This is a genomic window from Jannaschia sp. M317 (genome assembly GCF_025141175.1).
Classification (GTDB): Bacteria; Pseudomonadota; Alphaproteobacteria; order Rhodobacterales; family Rhodobacteraceae; genus Jannaschia.
In genome coordinates this window covers 1,894,982-1,911,637 of the sequence record NZ_CP081155.1, presented here as the reverse complement: position 1 = coordinate 1,911,637, position 16,656 = coordinate 1,894,982, and the positions used below count along the sequence as shown (strand labels likewise).

15 protein-coding genes are annotated in these 16,656 nt (G+C 66.3%); 7 read left to right on the top strand and 8 right to left on the bottom strand.

The window, feature by feature from the left end; all coding sequences use genetic code 11:
- Window positions 1-53: 53 nt before the first annotated feature.
- From K3551_RS09880 to K3551_RS09870, 3 genes are all read right to left on the bottom strand, one after another.
- Window positions 54-1,139, bottom strand: coding sequence for a TRAP transporter substrate-binding protein (locus K3551_RS09880; RefSeq protein WP_259912876.1), 1,086 nt, complete (start codon window positions 1,137-1,139; stop codon window positions 54-56).
- 149 nt (window positions 1,140-1,288) lie between these two features.
- On the bottom strand, window positions 1,289-3,310 hold the full coding sequence (locus tag K3551_RS09875) for a molybdopterin-dependent oxidoreductase (RefSeq protein WP_259912875.1): 2,022 nt from the start codon (window positions 3,308-3,310) through the stop codon (window positions 1,289-1,291).
- Window positions 3,311-3,370: 60 nt separating this feature from the next.
- The gene (locus K3551_RS09870; RefSeq protein WP_259912874.1) at window positions 3,371-3,916 is read right to left on the bottom strand and encodes a GNAT family N-acetyltransferase; all 546 of its coding nucleotides are present in this window, start codon (window positions 3,914-3,916) and stop codon (window positions 3,371-3,373) included.
- On the opposite strand from K3551_RS09870, the gene K3551_RS09865 reads away from it, so the two are divergent.
- The 3 genes from K3551_RS09865 (at window position 3,915) to K3551_RS09855 (ending at window position 7,953) form a co-directional block, all read left to right on the top strand.
- Window positions 3,915-5,315, top strand: a complete 1,401-nt coding sequence (locus K3551_RS09865) for a cache domain-containing protein (protein WP_259912873.1) — start codon at window positions 3,915-3,917, stop codon at window positions 5,313-5,315. The two genes, K3551_RS09870 and K3551_RS09865, sit on opposite strands and share 2 nt — an antisense overlap.
- Before the next feature lie 123 nt (window positions 5,316-5,438).
- Entirely contained in the window at window positions 5,439-7,238 is a 1,800-nt protein-coding gene (locus K3551_RS09860) for a hypothetical protein (RefSeq protein WP_259912872.1), read from the top strand.
- 70 nt (window positions 7,239-7,308) lie between these two features.
- Window positions 7,309-7,953, top strand: a complete 645-nt coding sequence (locus K3551_RS09855) for a response regulator transcription factor (protein ID WP_259919548.1) — start codon at window positions 7,309-7,311, stop codon at window positions 7,951-7,953.
- A 9-nt stretch (window positions 7,954-7,962) separates the two neighbouring features.
- Here K3551_RS09855 and K3551_RS09850 read toward each other — a convergent pair whose 3' ends face one another.
- On the bottom strand, window positions 7,963-8,559 hold the full coding sequence (locus K3551_RS09850) for a lytic transglycosylase domain-containing protein (RefSeq protein WP_259912871.1): 597 nt from the start codon (window positions 8,557-8,559) through the stop codon (window positions 7,963-7,965).
- Window positions 8,560-8,746: 187 nt separating this feature from the next.
- Between K3551_RS09850 and ssb the strand changes: the two genes are divergently transcribed.
- The 4 genes from ssb to trpE all read left to right on the top strand — a co-directional run bounded on the left by ssb (window position 8,747) and on the right by trpE (window position 13,964).
- A complete protein-coding gene (gene ssb, locus K3551_RS09845; RefSeq protein ID WP_259912870.1) occupies window positions 8,747-9,286 on the top strand; it encodes a single-stranded DNA-binding protein in 540 nt (179 codons plus the stop codon).
- A gap of 45 nt (window positions 9,287-9,331) precedes the next feature.
- A complete protein-coding gene (locus K3551_RS09840) occupies window positions 9,332-10,528 on the top strand; it encodes an aminotransferase (protein ID WP_259912869.1) in 1,197 nt (398 codons plus the stop codon).
- A 63-nt stretch (window positions 10,529-10,591) separates the two neighbouring features.
- Window positions 10,592-12,457, top strand: a complete 1,866-nt coding sequence (locus K3551_RS09835) for a SurA N-terminal domain-containing protein (RefSeq protein WP_259912868.1) — start codon at window positions 10,592-10,594, stop codon at window positions 12,455-12,457.
- A gap of 4 nt (window positions 12,458-12,461) precedes the next feature.
- Window positions 12,462-13,964, top strand: a complete 1,503-nt coding sequence (gene trpE / locus K3551_RS09830; protein ID WP_259912867.1) for an anthranilate synthase component I — start codon at window positions 12,462-12,464, stop codon at window positions 13,962-13,964.
- Between the two features lie 73 nt (window positions 13,965-14,037).
- On the opposite strand, the gene K3551_RS09825 is transcribed toward trpE, so the two are convergent.
- From K3551_RS09825 to K3551_RS09810, 4 genes are read right to left on the bottom strand one after another with little or no spacing between them, the layout of a single operon-like run.
- The gene (locus K3551_RS09825) at window positions 14,038-14,403 is read right to left on the bottom strand and encodes a cupin (protein ID WP_259912866.1); all 366 of its coding nucleotides are present in this window, start codon (window positions 14,401-14,403) and stop codon (window positions 14,038-14,040) included.
- Between the two features lie 56 nt (window positions 14,404-14,459).
- Window positions 14,460-14,921 carry a YaiI/YqxD family protein gene (locus tag K3551_RS09820; RefSeq protein WP_259912865.1) on the bottom strand — a complete coding sequence of 154 codons (462 nt, stop codon included), beginning with the start codon at window positions 14,919-14,921 and terminating at the stop codon, window positions 14,460-14,462.
- Window positions 14,918-15,934: a hypothetical protein gene (locus K3551_RS09815; protein ID WP_259912863.1), complete on the bottom strand. Its 1,017-nt coding sequence runs from the start codon at window positions 15,932-15,934 to the stop codon at window positions 14,918-14,920. The genes K3551_RS09820 and K3551_RS09815 overlap by 4 nt, the downstream gene beginning before the upstream one ends.
- A complete protein-coding gene (locus K3551_RS09810) occupies window positions 15,931-16,644 on the bottom strand; it encodes an HpcH/HpaI aldolase/citrate lyase family protein (protein ID WP_259912861.1) in 714 nt (237 codons plus the stop codon). The genes K3551_RS09815 and K3551_RS09810 overlap by 4 nt, the downstream gene beginning before the upstream one ends.
- Between the last annotated feature and the right edge of the window lie 12 nt (window positions 16,645-16,656).

The following is a 16,656-nucleotide window of genomic DNA, read 5'->3' as shown; positions in this document are numbered from 1 at the left end:
GCGGTGCCCCTTATCGAATGGCCCGCCCCCGGATAGGGGACGGGCCAAAGGCATCAGCCGCGCACGCGGTCGCGCTGCGTGCGGTAGGTGCCTTCCGAACGGGTGATCCAGTTCGACGAGGCGGACATCGAAGCCATCGCGGAGTTGTGGATCTTGGCGAACAGCTCGTCGCCCATGTTCTCGTCCACGACGGCCTGGCTGGCGGCACCCATGGCATCCCAGACGCTGTCGGGGAATTCGCGGATGGTCACGCCGCCGGACTGCAGACGCTGCAGCGCGGTACCGTTGTTGGCCAGGAACTGTGCCAGGTTCCACTGGTGCGCTTCGGCCGAGGCGATCTCGATGATCTTCTGGTGCGCGGGGGACAGGCCCTCGAAGACGTCGCGGTTGGTGGCCACCGACAGACCGGCACCCGGCTCATGGAAGCCAGCGGTGTAGTAGGTCTTGGTGATTTCCTGGAAACCGGCCTTTTCGTCGGCCCAGGGACCGATCCACTCGGTGCCGTCGATCGCGCCGGAGGCCAGCGCCTGGTACACTTCGGAACCGGGAAGGTTCTGGACCGAAGCACCCATCTTGCCCAGCGCCTGACCGCCAAGGCCGGGCATACGGAACTTCAGACCCTGGAAATCCTCGGGACCGTTGATTTCCTGACGGAACCAGCCACCGGCCTGAGCGCCGGTGTTGCCGCCGAGGAAGGACTTCAGACCGAAGATCTGGCCCAGCTCGTCGTGCAGCTCCATGCCGCCGGCGTGGTAGTACCAGTTGGCCAGTTCCTGCGCCGTCATGCCAAACGGCACGGCGGTGAAATAGGCATAGGCAGGATGCTGACCGACGAAATAGTAGTCGGCGCCGTGGTACATGTCGGCCTGACCAGAGGTCACGGCGTCGAACACCTCGAACGCACCGACGAGCTCGCCCGCGGCCTTGAGGTCCACGGTCAGGGCACCGTCGGACATGGCGGTGATGCTGTCTGCGACGCGCTGGGCGCTGTCGTGCACACCGGCAAGGCCACGGCCCCAGGTGGTCACCATCGTCAGCGTGCGGTTGCCCTGCGCATATGCGGGTGCGGCCAGAGCGGCGGCACCGGCGGCGGCACCGGCACCGAGGGTCGAATTCTTAAGGAATGAACGGCGGTCCATTGCTTCCTCCCATTGGATTTCGTGCTGCCACGCCCTCCCGGCGTGAACAGCTGTCCCTTTTCGGAACGTGAGCCGACCCTAGGGATTGGCGGGGGGGAGTCAAATACCCGAAAACACGTAGACGGCCCGAAAACCTGTATGTCGGGGGGCTAGGTCCGCAACGGGGCCACCTCGATCCGGGCGCTGTAGGTGCTTTGGCCTACCGAAAAGGGAAATGCGGCCAGCGCTGTGTCCGGCAAAACCGCCGCGCTGGCGGTCAGGGTATTCTGGCCCGGCCAGCCATCGCGCATCCAGACCGTCCCGTCGGGGATGCGCGGCGTGACCTTGGCCCGTGCCCGAAACCGGCCGCGTGCGTTCGACAACTCGATCGCGGCACCATCCGCCACGCCCCGCGCCTGCGCATCGGCGGGCGAAATCCACAGGTCGGAGGCGTCTTCGCGGGCGGCCAGCGTCGGAAGGGCGCGGGCGTGGTCGTAGAAGGAATGGAAATGGGCAAAGGTCCGGCCATGGGCCAGGATCAACCCCGTGCCTGCGTCCGGGGTGCTGGGCATCGGCAGGGTCGGCAATCCCATGTCCCCTGCCCGCTGCGACAGGAACTCGACCTTGCCCGACGGCGTAGTGAACTGATGGGTCGGATAGGCGACGTGCGACACGGCCAAAGGCACGCGCCCACCTGCCGCACGGATCGAGGCAACCGTGGCATGGCCCGTCGCCGGATGGTCCAGCGCCGCATCCATTGCAGCCGTCTGATCCGGCCAGGGGTAGACGTCGGCGACCCCCAAACGCGCAGCAAGGCCCTTGTAGACCTCGTGAACCGGGCGGGCCTCGCCTGCGGCAGGCAGAACCTGGTCGCACAGATGCAGATGCGTATTGGTCGACTTGCCGCCGATTTCTTCCAGCCAGATCGTCCCGGGCAGGACGATGTCCGCGACCTCTCGGATCATCTGGTTTGGAAAGATGTCGTAGGCGATCACAAGCTCCGCGCGTCGCAGGGCCGCGCGCACCCGCGCCGTGTCGGGAAAGGACGACAGCATGTTCGACCCGACAGAGACAAACACCTTGACCGCGCCGCTTTCCAAAGCCTGCAGGATCGCTTCCATCTGGTTGGGAATGTAGTGCCCCGGTGGGCGTTGGTCGGCGGCAGACAGATCCTGAAATCCCACGCCGTGACTGCGCCCCCCGTGGCGCGGGCCAAGCCCGCCGCCCGCGCGCCCATAGTTGCCCGTGACAGCCGGCAGGCACGAAATCGCGCGCGCCGCGGCCCACCCGTTGGCCCCCTTGTGCAGGGACGAGCCGCCCATGACGATCATCGCCGGCCCGGCCTGCGCATAGCTGCGCGCAAGATCACGGATACGGTCGGCGGCAACACCGGTGCGGTCCTCGGCCCAGGCCGGGGTCATCCCGCGCAGATGCACGCGCAAGGCGTCGAAACCGATCGTATGCGCCTCGACGAACTGCCTGTCCCACAGATCCTCGTCCAGAATCACGTGCATCATCGCCAGCGCCAGGTCTGCATCGGTTCCGGGCCGCACGAGGACCGTCTCATCGGCCAGCGCCGAGGCTTCGGTGCGGCGGACGTCGATAACCACGATCCGCGCCCCGCGCCGCTTGGCCCGCTCCACGTGGCGGAGCGTGTTGGCCTGACTGACCGTGTTGGCCGCCCAGAGGATCACCAGGTTCGAATTGGCGCTCAGATCTTCCTTGGTGGAGGTCTCGATTGCCCCCGTGATCCCGGCTCCGAACGCGCCCAGGCCCCAGCAGATCATCGCGGGGTTCCACACCTGGCACCCATAGAGATTGGCGAACCGGTCCATCTGCGACCGTTTCAACCCAAAGGCATAATCGTTGGCCCAGTTGCCATGGCCCTGCCAGAACCCGACTGCCTCGCGCCCGACGGACTGCATGTGGTCGGCCATTCGGTCCAGAACCGCATCCCAGGACGTGCGCGCGAACGGGCCGTCGCGTGTGGCGCGGACCATCGGGTGCAAAAGCCGCGCGGTGTTGTCCAGGATCTCGTGGGCGGCCTTGCCCCGCATGCAAAGATAGCCCTCGCTGTCGGGGTTGCTGGCATCGCCCGTGATCGTCACCTGATCGCCGTCCACCGTGACCTCCATCCCGCAGAGCGTCGGATGGCAGTTCATCGGACACATCGTCCGGAGTGTGCGTGGCATGGCGTCCTCCTGCGCGATGGGGCGAGCCTAGCCGCGCCCCGACCTTCTGTCACGCGGACCCTATGCTGACTGAGCGTCTGAACCCTGGCCCAGGGCGCGGCGCATGAACCATCTGCGGTGCCCCAGGGGCCGTGCATCGCCCGTGTTTTCCAGAACGCCGAAATCCTCGTAGCCGAGGCCTTGATAGAACTCGTGCGCCATCTCGCTGGAGGTATCGAGCCAGCTGCCATGGCAGCCCACCGCGCGGCCCGCAGCCTCCAGCCGGGCGATCAGGGCGCGACCGGTGCCTTGCCCGCGCTGCGCCGGGGCCACCCAGATCGTCTTGATCAGCAACCACCCATAGGATGTTCCTCCTGTCGCCCCGCCCACCAGACGGCCCGCGCCGTCGCGCGCGGCAAGGACCAGTGACCGGTTGACCGCCTGCGGCTGGCTGTGCGCCAGATCGGCAAGCAGGTTGTGTTCGACCAAGGCGGCAACCTCTGTCGCATCGGTCGGGGTGCAGCAGGAAATCGTGATCTGATCCATGCGAAAGGTGTCAGCCCCGAAACCGGTTTTCGCAAGCTGCCTCTGGCCCCCCGCGTCACGATCCGGTCTAATCCGCTTCATGCGCCTGCCCCGCCTTTCCTATGGCCAACGGCTTTTGCTGCTGGCGGCCCTGCCGCTGATCCTGGCGGTCAGCGGTATTTCCGTGCTGGTCGCCATCCAATCGGAACGGACCGCCGAGCGCGAAATCGCGGCCCTCGAAGAGGCGATGATCCAGGCCAAACGAAGGGAGTTGCGCAATTACCTGCAGCTCGCGCGGACGTCCTTTATCACGATCTACGGCAATGCCGCCCCGGATGATGCGGCGGCCAAGCTGCGGGTGACCCAGATCCTGTCGGCCATGGTCTATGGCAGCGATGGTTTCTTTTTCGTCTACGACTACGACGGCACCAACCTTGTGGCGCCGCGCCAAACCTGGCTGATCGGGCGCGATTGGTCAGGCATGGCAGATGCAGACGGCGTGCCTGTGACGGACCAGTTGATCGAACTGGCGCGCTCCGGCTCCGGCTATCACACCTATCAATGGCGCAAACCGTCGACGGGGCAGGAAAGCACGATCATGACCTACGTGATCGGCTTGCAGGACTGGAAATGGGCGATCGGCACGGGGGTCTTTCTGGACGACGTGCTGGCCCAGGCTGCCAGCGCCCGCGCGGATGTGCGCGCCCAAGTGCAGGAACAGTTTCTCTGGATCGGCGCGATTGCCTTGGCGGCGCTGCTGGTGGTCTTCGTCAGCGGGTTTACCATCACCGTGCGCGAACGCCGCCTGGCGGACGTGAAGCTGAAACAGCTGACCCAGCGCATCCTGGACACCCAGGAGGAGGAGCGCGGCCGCGTGGCGCGCGAATTGCACGACAGCATCAGCCAGATTCTGGTCGGCATCCGGTTTCGCCTGGAACTGGCGCGCCGCCTGACCGCCAAGGGCGATCCAAAGGCCGAGGGCGCGGTGGACAGTGCCATCGAAGGGTTGCAGGGGGCCATCACGGAGGTCCGCCGGATCAGCCACGATCTGCGCCCTGGTGTGCTGGATGATCTGGGACTGGGGCCCGCGCTGAAATCCCTGTGCGAGGCGTTCGCCGCGCGCACGGGCCTGCCGGTCGAATTCCGGACCGTCGTGTTCCGTAATCGCCTCGATATCGAATCGAAGACCGCGCTCTACCGCATCGCGCAAGAGGCGCTGACCAACGTGGAACGGCACGCCCAGGCCAGCCGGGTGTCCGTCCAGGTTTTCGGCCATCGCAACGGGGCCAGCCTGCGGGTCGAAGACGACGGGCGTGGCATTTCACAGGCAGGCGCCGGATTGGGCCTGCGCAACATGGCCGAGCGGATCGAGCAGTTGGACGGAACGCTCACGATTTCCGCAGGCACGCAAGGCCAGGGCACGGTCGTCGAGGCGACCGTCCCCCTGAGCCACCTGCTGAAGCCCAGCAGTGACAGCAACCTGCCGACGGCGGCCGAATAATCCGCGCAATCCATATCTAATGTGACATGATTTCCGACTGTTGAACGGAATTGTCTCGAATTTCGAAAGGATCCCGAAAGAGTCGCTGACTAGACGTCGAACCTCCCCTCCCGGAGGTCAGCGATGCCCTTGGTCAATACCCCACGTGTTGAAGGCGAGACGATCGAAGCCGGACTGTTCGGCGGCAATTTCCTTGCCGACCGCTATCACGCCAATCGCGACGACAATGCCAAGGAGGTGATCGACCGGCTGGGGGTCGAGGGTTTGCGCTATCCCGGCGGATCCCTGACGGAACGCTTGTTCGATATCGGCAACCCGGATGCGGCGCGGGTCACCAACGACGACGGGTCCGAGCGCGATTTCGTCCCCTTGTCGGAGTTCATGAACTACGCCCGCGACAGCGACCACCCCGCGACCATCGTGATCCCGACCCGTGACGCCCTGTCCCGGCAATCGGACCAGAACGGCGACCGCTTTCCGGCCTTCGACGAGGCGGAACTGCGCGGTTTCGTGCGCGACGTGGCGACAGGCAAATACGGCGATGCCGAGGTCGCCGCATTCGAGATCGGCAACGAATACTGGGGCAGCGGCCAGATGACGGCGGTGGAATACGGTCGCCTGTCGTCGCGCATGGCCGAGATCATCGACGATGAGCTGACCCTTGTCGCAGGCCAGACAGGCGAAGATCCGGGCATCGACGTCATCGTGCAGGCAGGCACGAACTTTGCCTTTTCCAACCTCAGCAACGACTACGCGGGTCAGCCCCCGGACGAGGTTCTCGAGGACCTGAACGACCGGTTCGGCGCGGACATGGGCCGCGACGTCACCTTTGCCAATGGGCGCATCAACTGGCGCGCCGTGTCCGACCACCTGATCCTGCGGGAATACAGCGCAGCAGAGGCCGAGGCCGTGGATGGCGTGGTGACGCACCTCTATTCCAAGGACTCCGTGTCGCCGGGCCAACGCGATTTCGGCCTCAAACAGATAGAGCGCAGCTGGGAGGAAGAATTCCCCGGCATCGACATCCACGTCACCGAATGGAACGTCTCTGCCTCGGACCCCCGGTTGAGCGAGGACTCTGACTTTGGCCTCTATCAGGCCAAAGAGGTCCTGGACGTCTTTGAAACCATGGTCGAATCCGGCGTCGATCAGGCCCATATCTGGCCGCTGCTGCAAAATACGAAAAACGCGCTTAGCCCGGATGACGCAGACGGCGGGTTCAGCCCCGCAGGCCAGATGTTCGCGATGATGTCCGACGCACTGCCGGGCAAGACCATGCTGGATTTCACAAGAACCGGAGACAGGCAGACCGAGTTTCAGGGCCGCTTCGCTGAACTACACGGCTTCTACGGTGACAACGAACTGGTGTTCTACCTCGCCTCGACCAGCGACAAGACCGAAACGCTGTCCTTCGATCTGTCGCGTATCGTCGATGAGGGCGGGCGGGCCAAGGCCAGCATCCTGGGCGTCGCCGGGCAACAGGGCCCCGGATCCATCGAGTCGCGTCCGGAGGTGGAAAACGTCCCTGCCGAAGAAATCTACGACAACAACACCATCGTGACCGCGCTCGACCCCGGAGAGATTCTGGAACTGCGTCTGACCGACTTTCGCCCCACGCAGGAATTCGCGCCCGTGATGCGCCAGATCGACCAGGGTGGGGTGGCTCCTTCCCCGACGGCTCCGACGGCCCCACCGCAGGACCAACAGGACGACGATGCAGAAGCGCCGGATCCGCTGCCGGGCTTCGCGCAAGAGGACTCTCCCCTGCCCTTCACCGCCCCGCCCTCGGTCGAAGAGATCGAGGAACAGGATCGCGACGCCGAAGCCCAGGCGGCAGAGGACGAGGACACCGGCTTCCTCGACGTGCTGGGATGGCTGCTGGGACTGCTACCCTTGCTGGCCCTGGCGGGGATCGGCGGCTAGCCTCGCTTGCCCAGACGCCCCCCCTGCGCTACCCCAAAGGTATGACGGGGAGGAGACAGCCGTGACCACCATGCCGGACCGCCCGGTCCGCGTGTTGATCGTCGATGACCATGCGATGGTTGCCGACGGCATCCGCGCCCTGCTGGAAAGCTACGAGGACATCGAGGTCGTCGGCCTGTTTCGCGACGGGCAAGAGGCGATCGACAATTGCGGTGCCCTTGGCCCCGACGTGATCTTGCTGGATCTGAACATGCCGCGTCTGAACGGCCTGCAGGCGACCGAGATCCTGAGGGAACGGTATCCCGACATCGCCGTTCTGATCCTGTCGATGCACGACGCACCCGAATACGTCGCAACGGCGATGCGTCACGGCGCTGCGGGGTATTGCCTGAAGGATCAGCCGACCGAGGAAATCCGCCGCGCCATCGACGTCGTCTGCGCGGGCGGCCGTTACCTGTGCCCCGGCGCAGAAGAGGCGTTGGAGCCGTCGCAGGACGGAACCGAACCGCTGACATCGCGCGAACAGACGATTCTGCTGCTGTTGGCGCAGGGGCAGTCGAACAAGGCGGTTGCCCACAAGCTCGATATCTCTGTGCGCACGGTCGAGACGCACCGCAAGAATCTGAAGCGTAAGCTGGGCATTTCGACGACGGCCGGGCTGACCCGCTACGCGATGGAACATGGCGTGTTGCAGGGAACCGGGCTCAACGGTTGATCGCGCCGGTCAGCCGCGCCCCATGATGACGCGAACGTAATTGCGCGTCTCTCGGTAGGGTGGAATGCCGCCGTGCTTTTCAACCGCCCCCGGCCCGGCATTGTAGGCGGCCAGGGCCAGACGCCAGGATCCGAACTTGCGGTATTGCTGCGCCAGGTAGCGGGCACCACCTTCCAGGTTCTGCTTGGGATCGGCGGGGTTCACGCCCAGCGCCCGTGCCGTCCCCGGCATCAATTGCGCCAGACCCATCGCGCCCTTTACCGACCGTGCGTTCGGGTTCCAGCCCGATTCCTGGCGCACAAGACGCAGGAACAAATCCTCCGGCACGCCATGGCGACGCGCGGCGGCACGGGCGTCGGGCAGGAACCGCGACCGTTGCGACCCGGTGTAGCGCGGAATCGCTTCGCGCGAGGGGATGTTGATTTCCGGCGAGGTAGGCAGCAAGCGATTGGAATGTGCGTATTGCGAGGCCAGACGACGGTCCATCAGGGCGGTCTGGCTGGAAAACAACTCGACCCGGTTGCGCGTCGACAACGTTCCCTGCGCTTCGGCCAAGCCACCCGCGCCCAGCGCCAGCAGCGCCACCCCCCAAGCCATCGTCCGCATCCGACCATCCCGTCTGTCACAGATCCGGCACGCGTCCCATCTGTCGGGGCCATCGCGCCTGACGCGGACCCTAGCGGAAAGAGCCTCGATTTGAAAGCCTACGCCCTTTCCCCTCCGGGTCTTCACGGGTAGTTAACCAATCTGGCGTCATCTGCCGCCACCGGATTCGAGCATTCAGGGGGGCCCCATGGCCGGAAGCGTCAACAAAGTCATTCTCATCGGCAACCTTGGCCGCGATCCCGAGGTGCGGACCTTCGGCAACGGCGGCAAGGTTTGCAACCTGCGCATCGCGACCTCCGAGACGTGGCGTGACAAGAATTCCGGCGAGCGGCGCGAAAAGACCGAATGGCATTCGGTGGCGATCTTCAACGAAGGTCTGGTGCGCGTGGCGGAACAATATCTGCGCAAGGGCTCCAAGGTGTATATCGAGGGCGCGCTTCAGACCCGGAAATGGCAGGATCAGTCCGGTGCCGATCGCTACTCGACCGAGGTCGTGCTTCAGGGCTTCGGCAGCACGCTGACCATGCTTGACGGTCGCGGCGAAGGCGGCGGGTCCGGCGGCGGTGGCGGCAACTATGGTGGTGGCTCCGGCGGCGGCGGTGGATATGGCGGCGGGTCCAGCGGTGGCTACGATGATCGCGGCGGGTCCTCTGGCGGAAACGGCGGCGGCAGCCAGGGCGGCGGTTACGGCGGTCCCTCGGACATGGACGACGAAATCCCGTTCTGATGCGATTCGGCCTCCGGGCCGTCATTCCGCACCCCGGAGGTCCCAATGACGACGTTCAATCCCGCCCTTCTTGCCACTGACCCGCCCCCGGTGATGGAGGCGCGGCGTTGGATCGAACACGCGCAGTTCCCAGCCGACCGCCCCCTGCTGAACCTCAGCCAGGCGGCCCCCGCCGACCCACCTCCGCAACCGTTGCGGCAGGCCATGGCGGATATCGTTCTGACGGACACGGCCGCGCATCTCTATGGCCCGGTCCTGGGCCTGCCAGAGCTGCGCGCACGGGTCGCAACCGATTGGTCACACGCCTATGTCGGCACGGTGCGCCCCGATCAGGTGGCGATCACCTCGGGCTGCAATCAGGCGTTCACGGCCACGATTTCGGTCCTGGCCGGCGCGGGCGACAATGTGATCCTGCCGATCCCGTTCTATTTCAATCACAAGATGTGGTTGGACATGGCCGGGATCGACGCCCGCCTGCTGGAGACGGACGCCGCCCTGCTGCCCGATCCAGAGGCCGCCGCCGCACTGATCGATGACCGCACTCGCGCCATCGTGCTGGTCAGCCCGAACAACCCCGGCGGCGTGGAATACCCCGCCGAAATTCTGGCCGCGTTTCGTGATCTGGCGCGTGCTCGCGGGCTGGCCCTGATCGTGGATGAAACCTACCGCGACTTTGACGCGCGGGACGGTGCCCCCCATGATCTGTTCACCGATCCCGACTGGGACGACGTGCTGATCCAGCTCTACTCCTTTTCCAAGGCCTACCGTCTGACGGGTCACCGCGTCGGTGCAATCTGCGCTTCGCCCGCGCATCTGGCGCAGGTGGAAAAGTGGCTGGACTCGGTCACCATCTGCCCCAATGGCCTGGGCCAGCGCGCCGCGCTGTGGGGGATGGAAAACCTGGGCGACTGGCTTGCCGGTGAACGACGGGAAATCCTGGCGCGCCGGGCGGCCATGGACGCGGGCTTTGCCGCGCAGTCCGATTGGAAGGTGCTGGGCTGCGGCGCCTATTTCGCCTATGTGCAGCACCCGTTCGACGCGCCATCCGATGTGGTGGCCAAGGCGCTGGTGGACCGCGCGTCCCTGCTGCTGCTGCCGGGGACGATGTTCGGGCCGACTGTGGCACAGGGCGGATCGGGCCGCGCCGAGGCCACGCTTCGGATCGCCTATGCCAACGCCGATGCCGCCGGGATTGCCACCCTCTTTGATCGTCTGGCCGCTGTGACTGAAACCGGTCTCTGATCCGCTTGTCCCCGCCCCCCGCGCCGCCTATGCAAGGCGGGCAAAACGCCCGGGGGGATCGACATGGCCGAGAAGAAGAAAACCAAAGCGTCCAACGTCATCGTCTGGGCCGTTCTGGGCCTGTTGATCCTGGCACTGGGCGGCTTTGGCGTGGGCCAGTTCGGCGGCAGCCTGTCGTCGGTCGCCTCGGTCGGGGACCGGGAAATCACGGTTCAGGACTATGCCACCGCGATCCAGGGCGAACAGCGCCGCCTGCAGCAACAGACCGGCCAGGCCCTGACCCTGCAGCAGATGCAGGTGTTCGGCCTCGACCGCGCCGTGATGGAACGCCTTCTTGCCACCGCCGCGTTGGAAGAAGAGGCCGAGACCATGGGCCTGTCCGTGGGCGACGCCGAGGTGGCGGAACGGATTCGCAACAACCCCGCCTTTGGGGGCATCGCCGGCGGGTTCGATCGCGAAGGATATACCTTTGCGCTGCGCAATGCCGGCCTGAACGAGGCGCGCTTTGAACGTCAGGTTCGCGACGAAGCCGCGCGCGAACTGTTGCAGGTCGCCGTCGCTGGGGGCGTGCAGGTGCCCGACACCTACAGCGCGACCATCGCCAGCTGGCTGGCCGAGACCCGCGACGCGACCTTTGCCATCGTCTCGGTTGCGGATCTGGACGGCGGCGCACTGGCCCCCTCGCCCGAAGAGGTGCAGGCATTCTACGACGCCAACCAGGCGCTGTTCCAGACGCCCGAGATCCGCAACATCACCTATGCCTGGATCACGCCGACCGATCTGGCCGACGCGGTCGAGGTCGACGAAGACCGTATCCTGGCCCGCTACGAAGAGCTGGCCTCCGAATTCCGCCAACCCGCCCGCGTGCTGGCCGAGCGCCTGAACTTTCGCGATCAGGCCACAGCCGAGGCCGCGTTGACCTCGATTGCGGCGGGCGAAACCGACTTCGACACGCTGGTCGAGGACCGCGGCCTGACCCTCGACGACGTGGATCAGGGGGAAATCGCCGCAGCGGACGTGGATGAGGCCGTGGCCTCAGCGCTTTTTGCGCTGGAGGAGCCGGGGATCGCCGGGCCGGTGGCCACGGATCTGGGCCCTGCCCTGTACCGTGTGAACGCCATTCTGGATGCGACCGAGACACCCTTGGAAGATGTGCGCGACGATATTCTGGCCGAACTGGCCCGTGACGCCGCCACACGCCGTATCGATGCGGCCCGCGATGATATCGATGACCTGCTGGCCGGGGGCGCCACCCTGGAGGAAATCGCCGCCGAGACCGACATGATCCTGGGCACGATCGCGTTCTCGGATCAAAGCGAGCAGCCCATCGCGGGCTACGACGCCTTCCGCGCCGTTGCCGCCACCGTGGCCGAAGGCGACTTTCCCGAATTGGAAAGCCTGTCGGACGGGGGGCTCTTTGCCCTGCGCCTGGACGGGATCGACCCGCCCGCCACCCCCCCGCTGGCGCGGATCCGCGCCGCCGTGGAACAGGCCTGGCAAGAGGACACGACCGCCCGCCGCCTGAGCGAAGCCGCGGACGCGCTTGCCGCGCGGATCGAAGCCGGGGAAACCTTTGCCGAGGCCGGTCTGACCGCCGAGACCGTGACCGGTATTGCCCGTGACGGCCGGGTCGAAGGGATCTCTGCGGATTTGCTGTCGCGCCTGTTCGAGGCCGAAGCAGGCCGCGTTCTGGCGGCGCCGGGCAACGCAAACCGCGCCTATGTCCTGCGGCTGGATGCGGTCAACGCCGCCGACCCGGAGGCACCGGACACCGCCGAGCTGCTGACTGCGATCGAGACACAGCTGCGGGGCGATCTGACCAGCGATCTGTTCGACGCCTACGGCCAGGCGGTGCGCGCCGACATCGGTTTCGAGGTCGATCAGCAAGCGGTCCAGGCCGTCCAGTCCCAGCTGCTTGGAGGCCATTGAGACGATGATCGAACCGAGCTATTCAGACTTTGAGCCCGGATTTACGGCGGGCGCGAACCAGGTTCTTTGGACACGCCTGCCCGCCGATCTGGACACGCCCGTTTCGCTGATGCTGAAACTGGCCGAGGCGCAGCCCTTCTCTTTCGTGCTGGAATCCGTGACCGGAGGCGAGGTGCGGGGCCGCTATTCCATCGTCGGGATGAAGCCTGACCTGATCTGGGAATGCCGCGGCACCGGCAGTCGCGTCAACCGCGCCGCCCGCTATGACCCGGACGCCTGGGAAGACGCGGGCGAACCGCTTGCGGCGATCCGTGCCCTGCTGGACGAAAGCCGCATCGAATTGCCGCGCGGCCTGCCGGCTGCCAGCGCCGGTCTGTTTGGGTTCCTGGGCTACGACATGATCCGGCTGGTGGAACATCTGCCCGATGTGAACCCCGACACGCTGAACCTGCCTGATGCGATGCTGATGCGGCCTTCGGTCGTGGCCGTCCTGGACGGGGTCAAGGGCGAGGTCATTCTGGTCGCCCCCGCCTGGGCCGGTTCGGGCACCACGGCCCGCGCCGCCTATGCCCAGGCCGCCGAGAGGTTGCAGGACGCGCTCGCCTCTCTCAGCCGTGCGGTGACCGAGCCGCGCGACATGGCGGAGCCGTTCGACCTGGCGGAGCCGACATCCAACTTCACCCGCGCTGGGTACGAGGCGGCGGTGGAAAAGGCACGCGACTACATCGCGGCGGGCGACATCTTTCAGGTGGTCCCGTCGCAGCGCTGGACCTACGATTTCCCGCTGCCGCCTTTCTCGCTCTACCGCGCGCTGCGCCGCACCAATCCTTCGCCCTTTATGTTCCACTTCGACATGGGCGATTTTCAGATCATCGGGGCCAGCCCCGAAATTCTGGTCCGTGTGTTCGGAAACGAGGTGACGATCCGCCCCATCGCCGGCACCCGGCCCCGCGGTGCAACGCCGGCAGAGGATGCCGCATTGGAAGCGGACCTGATGTCCGACGAAAAGGAACTGGCCGAGCATCTGATGCTGCTGGACCTAGGTCGCAACGACACCGGCCGGGTGTCCAAGACCGGCACCGTGCGCCCGACCGAGAAGTTCATCGTCGAACGCTACAGCCACGTGATGCACATCGTGTCGAACGTTGTGGGCGAGCTGTCGGAGGATCACGACGCCCTGTCCGCCCTGCTGGCCGGTCTGCCTGCGGGCACCGTGTCGGGGGCCCCCAAGGTACGCGCGATGGAGATCATCGACGAGTTGGAGCCGGAGAAGCGCGGCGTTTATGGCGGCGGCGTCGGCTATTTCAGCGCGGGCGGCGACATGGACATGTGCATCGCCCTGCGCACCGGAGTGGTCAAGGACGGCAAGCTTTATGTGCAGGCCGGGGGCGGCGTGGTCCACGATTCGGTGCCCGCGGATGAGTTTCAGGAAACCGTGAACAAGTCCCGCGCCCTGAAGATGGCCGCGCGCGAGGCGGGACGCTTCGTGCCACGGGGCAACCGGTAGAGGGGGCGCTGCCCCCACTGCCATCGGTCCCCTCCCCGGGAGTATTCTCGCAGGGAAAAGAACCAGGCCTGCGTCAGCCGTGTTGCACGATCACGGACAGGAAATCCTCGTCGCCCATGACGGCGGTATGGTGACCTTTGCCGTGGGTATCCTCCATGTGCCAGACGTCTCCGGGCCCGATCACCCGCGCCGCGCCGTCGCTGGCGGTGACGCGCAGCTGACCGCGCAGGCAGATCAGCTTCTGTGCCAGGGGCGTCGGATGCGCAGGCTCGTCCCAGCCCGCGCGCAAACGCAGGAACAGCATCTGGGTGGCGGGCACAGGGTCCGAAATCTCGATCGCCTGGGCCGGAGGCGCAAAACTGCGCTGCTCCAGCGGGACGTCAATATCGGTCCAGTGGCTTTCGCCCGCGGCGTCGGCATAGAGTTTATTGTATCGCATGGCCCCTCCGCCCCTCATGGTGCAGGCCCGGCGGTCACTGTCCAGTCCCGCGACGTCTAGCCCACGCGCGCGATCCGCGTCAGCACCCGGTCCAGGGCGTTCTTGAACGCGGCCCGGTCGCGGGCGTTGTAGGGGGCGGGGCCGCTGGACTGTCCCCCCGCCTGCCCCATCATACCGGGCCGCAGTTCCGCCATCAGATCGCGGGTCGCCACCGTCTCGCCGATCGAGGCCTCGGTGTATTCGCGCCCGCGCGGGTCCAATGCGGCCCCCCCGACCTTGAGCACCCGTTCCGCCAGCAGGATGTCTGCGGTGATCGTCACGGTTCCGGGCCGCGCCACCTGCGCGATGGCGTCATCGGCGGCGTCAAAGGCATCGCCCGCCACGAAAAGCTTGATCAGCGGATGATCTGTCAGGCGCAAGAAACTGCCTGCGACGAAAATCGCCTGCATGTTGCGGCGCAGCGCGACCTCGGTGATCTCTGCCTTCACGGGGCAGGCATCGGCGTCGATCAAGATCATGCGAAATGCTCCGTGGCGAAGGGCACCGAGATCGGGCCGTCATCGGTCATGATACGCAGGCCTGCGTCCGGCGTCACGTCGCGCACCAGATGACAGCCCGCCAGCCGCACGATGGCATGGGGGATCACGTGGCGTCCGGGCGGCAGATGCTGCGGGATGCCTTCGCCCTTGAAACGGCTGTTGCCCGACAGCGCGGCGGCAAACCCGTCGGCCCCGGCGCAAATCGCATCCTCGACCCCCAGAACGCGGCGATAGCGCCCGTTCCACGGCGCATAGTCCCGCCCGCCGTTGGACATCCACAGACAGGTCAGCGGCAATTGCTCGGCGCGTTTCAGAAACAGGATCGTGTCACCCTCGGCCCGGCGCTGTACGGCCGTCCAGGACAGACCGGTCCGGGCGTGTGTGACCAGCGCAAGAAAGTCCTCCCCCTCCGGGCCTGGATAGTCGCGCCAATTGCGCGGGCCGGTCGGCGTGGGCATCCAGTCATCCTCTGACCGGGCATCGCGCGACCAGAGCGGGCGAACCGTGCCGTCATCCTGTCCCCCGATGGAATGGACTGCGCGCAAGGGGGCAGTCGCGATATGGCCGTCGCCCGCAAGGTGCAGCATCGGGTGATGGGCAAAGGTCGCAGGCGCGCTCAGGTCCAGCACATGGGTCTGATACAGCACCGGATGATCGTCGCGCAGAACGATCCGCGCCTCCATCCGGCCACGCGACAGGGCGCAGCGCGCCGTCAGGGCAGAGGGCGCGGCCCGCGCGACCGTCCAGGGCCCGTTCGCGGCCTGCCCATGAATCGGCCCGCCATCCACATCGTCGCCGCCAAAGGGACAACAGGCAAAGGTGCCGCCCAGCCGACGCTCTACCGGGGCGATGGCGGGGTCGGTCTGGATGCCGGCCTCGTCCCGCCATGGCGCGGCATAAAGGACGGGTGCGCCATCGATCACCAGCTCCGGCAGGTGACCTACCCCTGGCTCCCACAGGGCGCGGATGCCCTGGGCGGACAAGGTGATCACAGCAACTCCGCCAGGCCACGTGCCAGAACGCTGCCGTCTGATCCCATCGACACGGCGCGTGCACCCTTGGCCAACCAGCCTTCGGGGTCGGCGGCAAAGATACCCGGTGCCAGGCCCGCGGCCGCGATGCGCGTCACGGCATCCGCCAAGGCGTCCATTACCTCCGGAGCATCGGGACGCAGGCCCATGTCCCACGCCAGATCGGCGGGCCCGAGGAACACGCAATCCACCCCCGGCACGGCACAGATGTCTTCGAGGTTCTCAAGCGCGGCGCGGCTTTCGGCCTGAACCCAGACCGAAACCTCGGCATTGGCCCGGTCAAGGTAACCGGTGTCCCTGCCCCAGCCCCCGGCCCGCGCCACCATGGCCCCCACGCCCCGCACGCCATCAGGCGGATAGCGACAGGCGCGCACGGCCTTGGCCGCAGCCTCCGCCGTCTCGACCATGGGGATCAGGACCGTGCGTGCGCCCAGGTCCAGCGCCTGTTTCAACAGCCAATCCTCATTGACTGGCACCCGGACCACGGCGTCTGGCGCGGCGATCAGGCGGTGACGGATATCGGTAGGATCCCAGGGCCCGTGTTCCCCGTCGATCACGAGGAAATCGAACCCGGCGTTTGCCGCGATTTCGGCGGCTTCGGGGCCCGGCAGGTTCTGCCACAACCCGCGCAGCGCGCGGCCAGAGCGGAGGGCGTCTTGCAATGCGTTCATCCTTTCGGGGTG

Coding starts and splice junctions, on each gene's coding strand:
- K3551_RS09880 (WP_259912876.1), bottom strand. CDS start 1,139: ATGGACCGCCGTTCATTCCTTAAGAATTCGACCCTCGGTGCCGGTGCC.
- K3551_RS09875 (WP_259912875.1), bottom strand. CDS start 3,310: ATGCCACGCACACTCCGGACGATGTGTCCGATGAACTGCCATCCGACG.
- K3551_RS09865 (WP_259912873.1), top strand. CDS start 3,915: ATGCGCCTGCCCCGCCTTTCCTATGGCCAACGGCTTTTGCTGCTGGCG.
- K3551_RS09870 (WP_259912874.1), bottom strand. CDS start 3,916: ATGAAGCGGATTAGACCGGATCGTGACGCGGGGGGCCAGAGGCAGCTT.
- K3551_RS09860 (WP_259912872.1), top strand. CDS start 5,439: ATGCCCTTGGTCAATACCCCACGTGTTGAAGGCGAGACGATCGAAGCC.
- K3551_RS09855 (WP_259919548.1), top strand. CDS start 7,309: ATGCCGGACCGCCCGGTCCGCGTGTTGATCGTCGATGACCATGCGATG.
- K3551_RS09850 (WP_259912871.1), bottom strand. CDS start 8,559: ATGCGGACGATGGCTTGGGGGGTGGCGCTGCTGGCGCTGGGCGCGGGT.
- ssb (WP_259912870.1), top strand. CDS start 8,747: ATGGCCGGAAGCGTCAACAAAGTCATTCTCATCGGCAACCTTGGCCGC.
- K3551_RS09840 (WP_259912869.1), top strand. CDS start 9,332: ATGACGACGTTCAATCCCGCCCTTCTTGCCACTGACCCGCCCCCGGTG.
- K3551_RS09835 (WP_259912868.1), top strand. CDS start 10,592: ATGGCCGAGAAGAAGAAAACCAAAGCGTCCAACGTCATCGTCTGGGCC.
- trpE (WP_259912867.1), top strand. CDS start 12,462: ATGATCGAACCGAGCTATTCAGACTTTGAGCCCGGATTTACGGCGGGC.
- K3551_RS09825 (WP_259912866.1), bottom strand. CDS start 14,403: ATGCGATACAATAAACTCTATGCCGACGCCGCGGGCGAAAGCCACTGG.
- K3551_RS09820 (WP_259912865.1), bottom strand. CDS start 14,921: ATGATCTTGATCGACGCCGATGCCTGCCCCGTGAAGGCAGAGATCACC.
- K3551_RS09810 (WP_259912861.1), bottom strand. CDS start 16,644: ATGAACGCATTGCAAGACGCCCTCCGCTCTGGCCGCGCGCTGCGCGGG.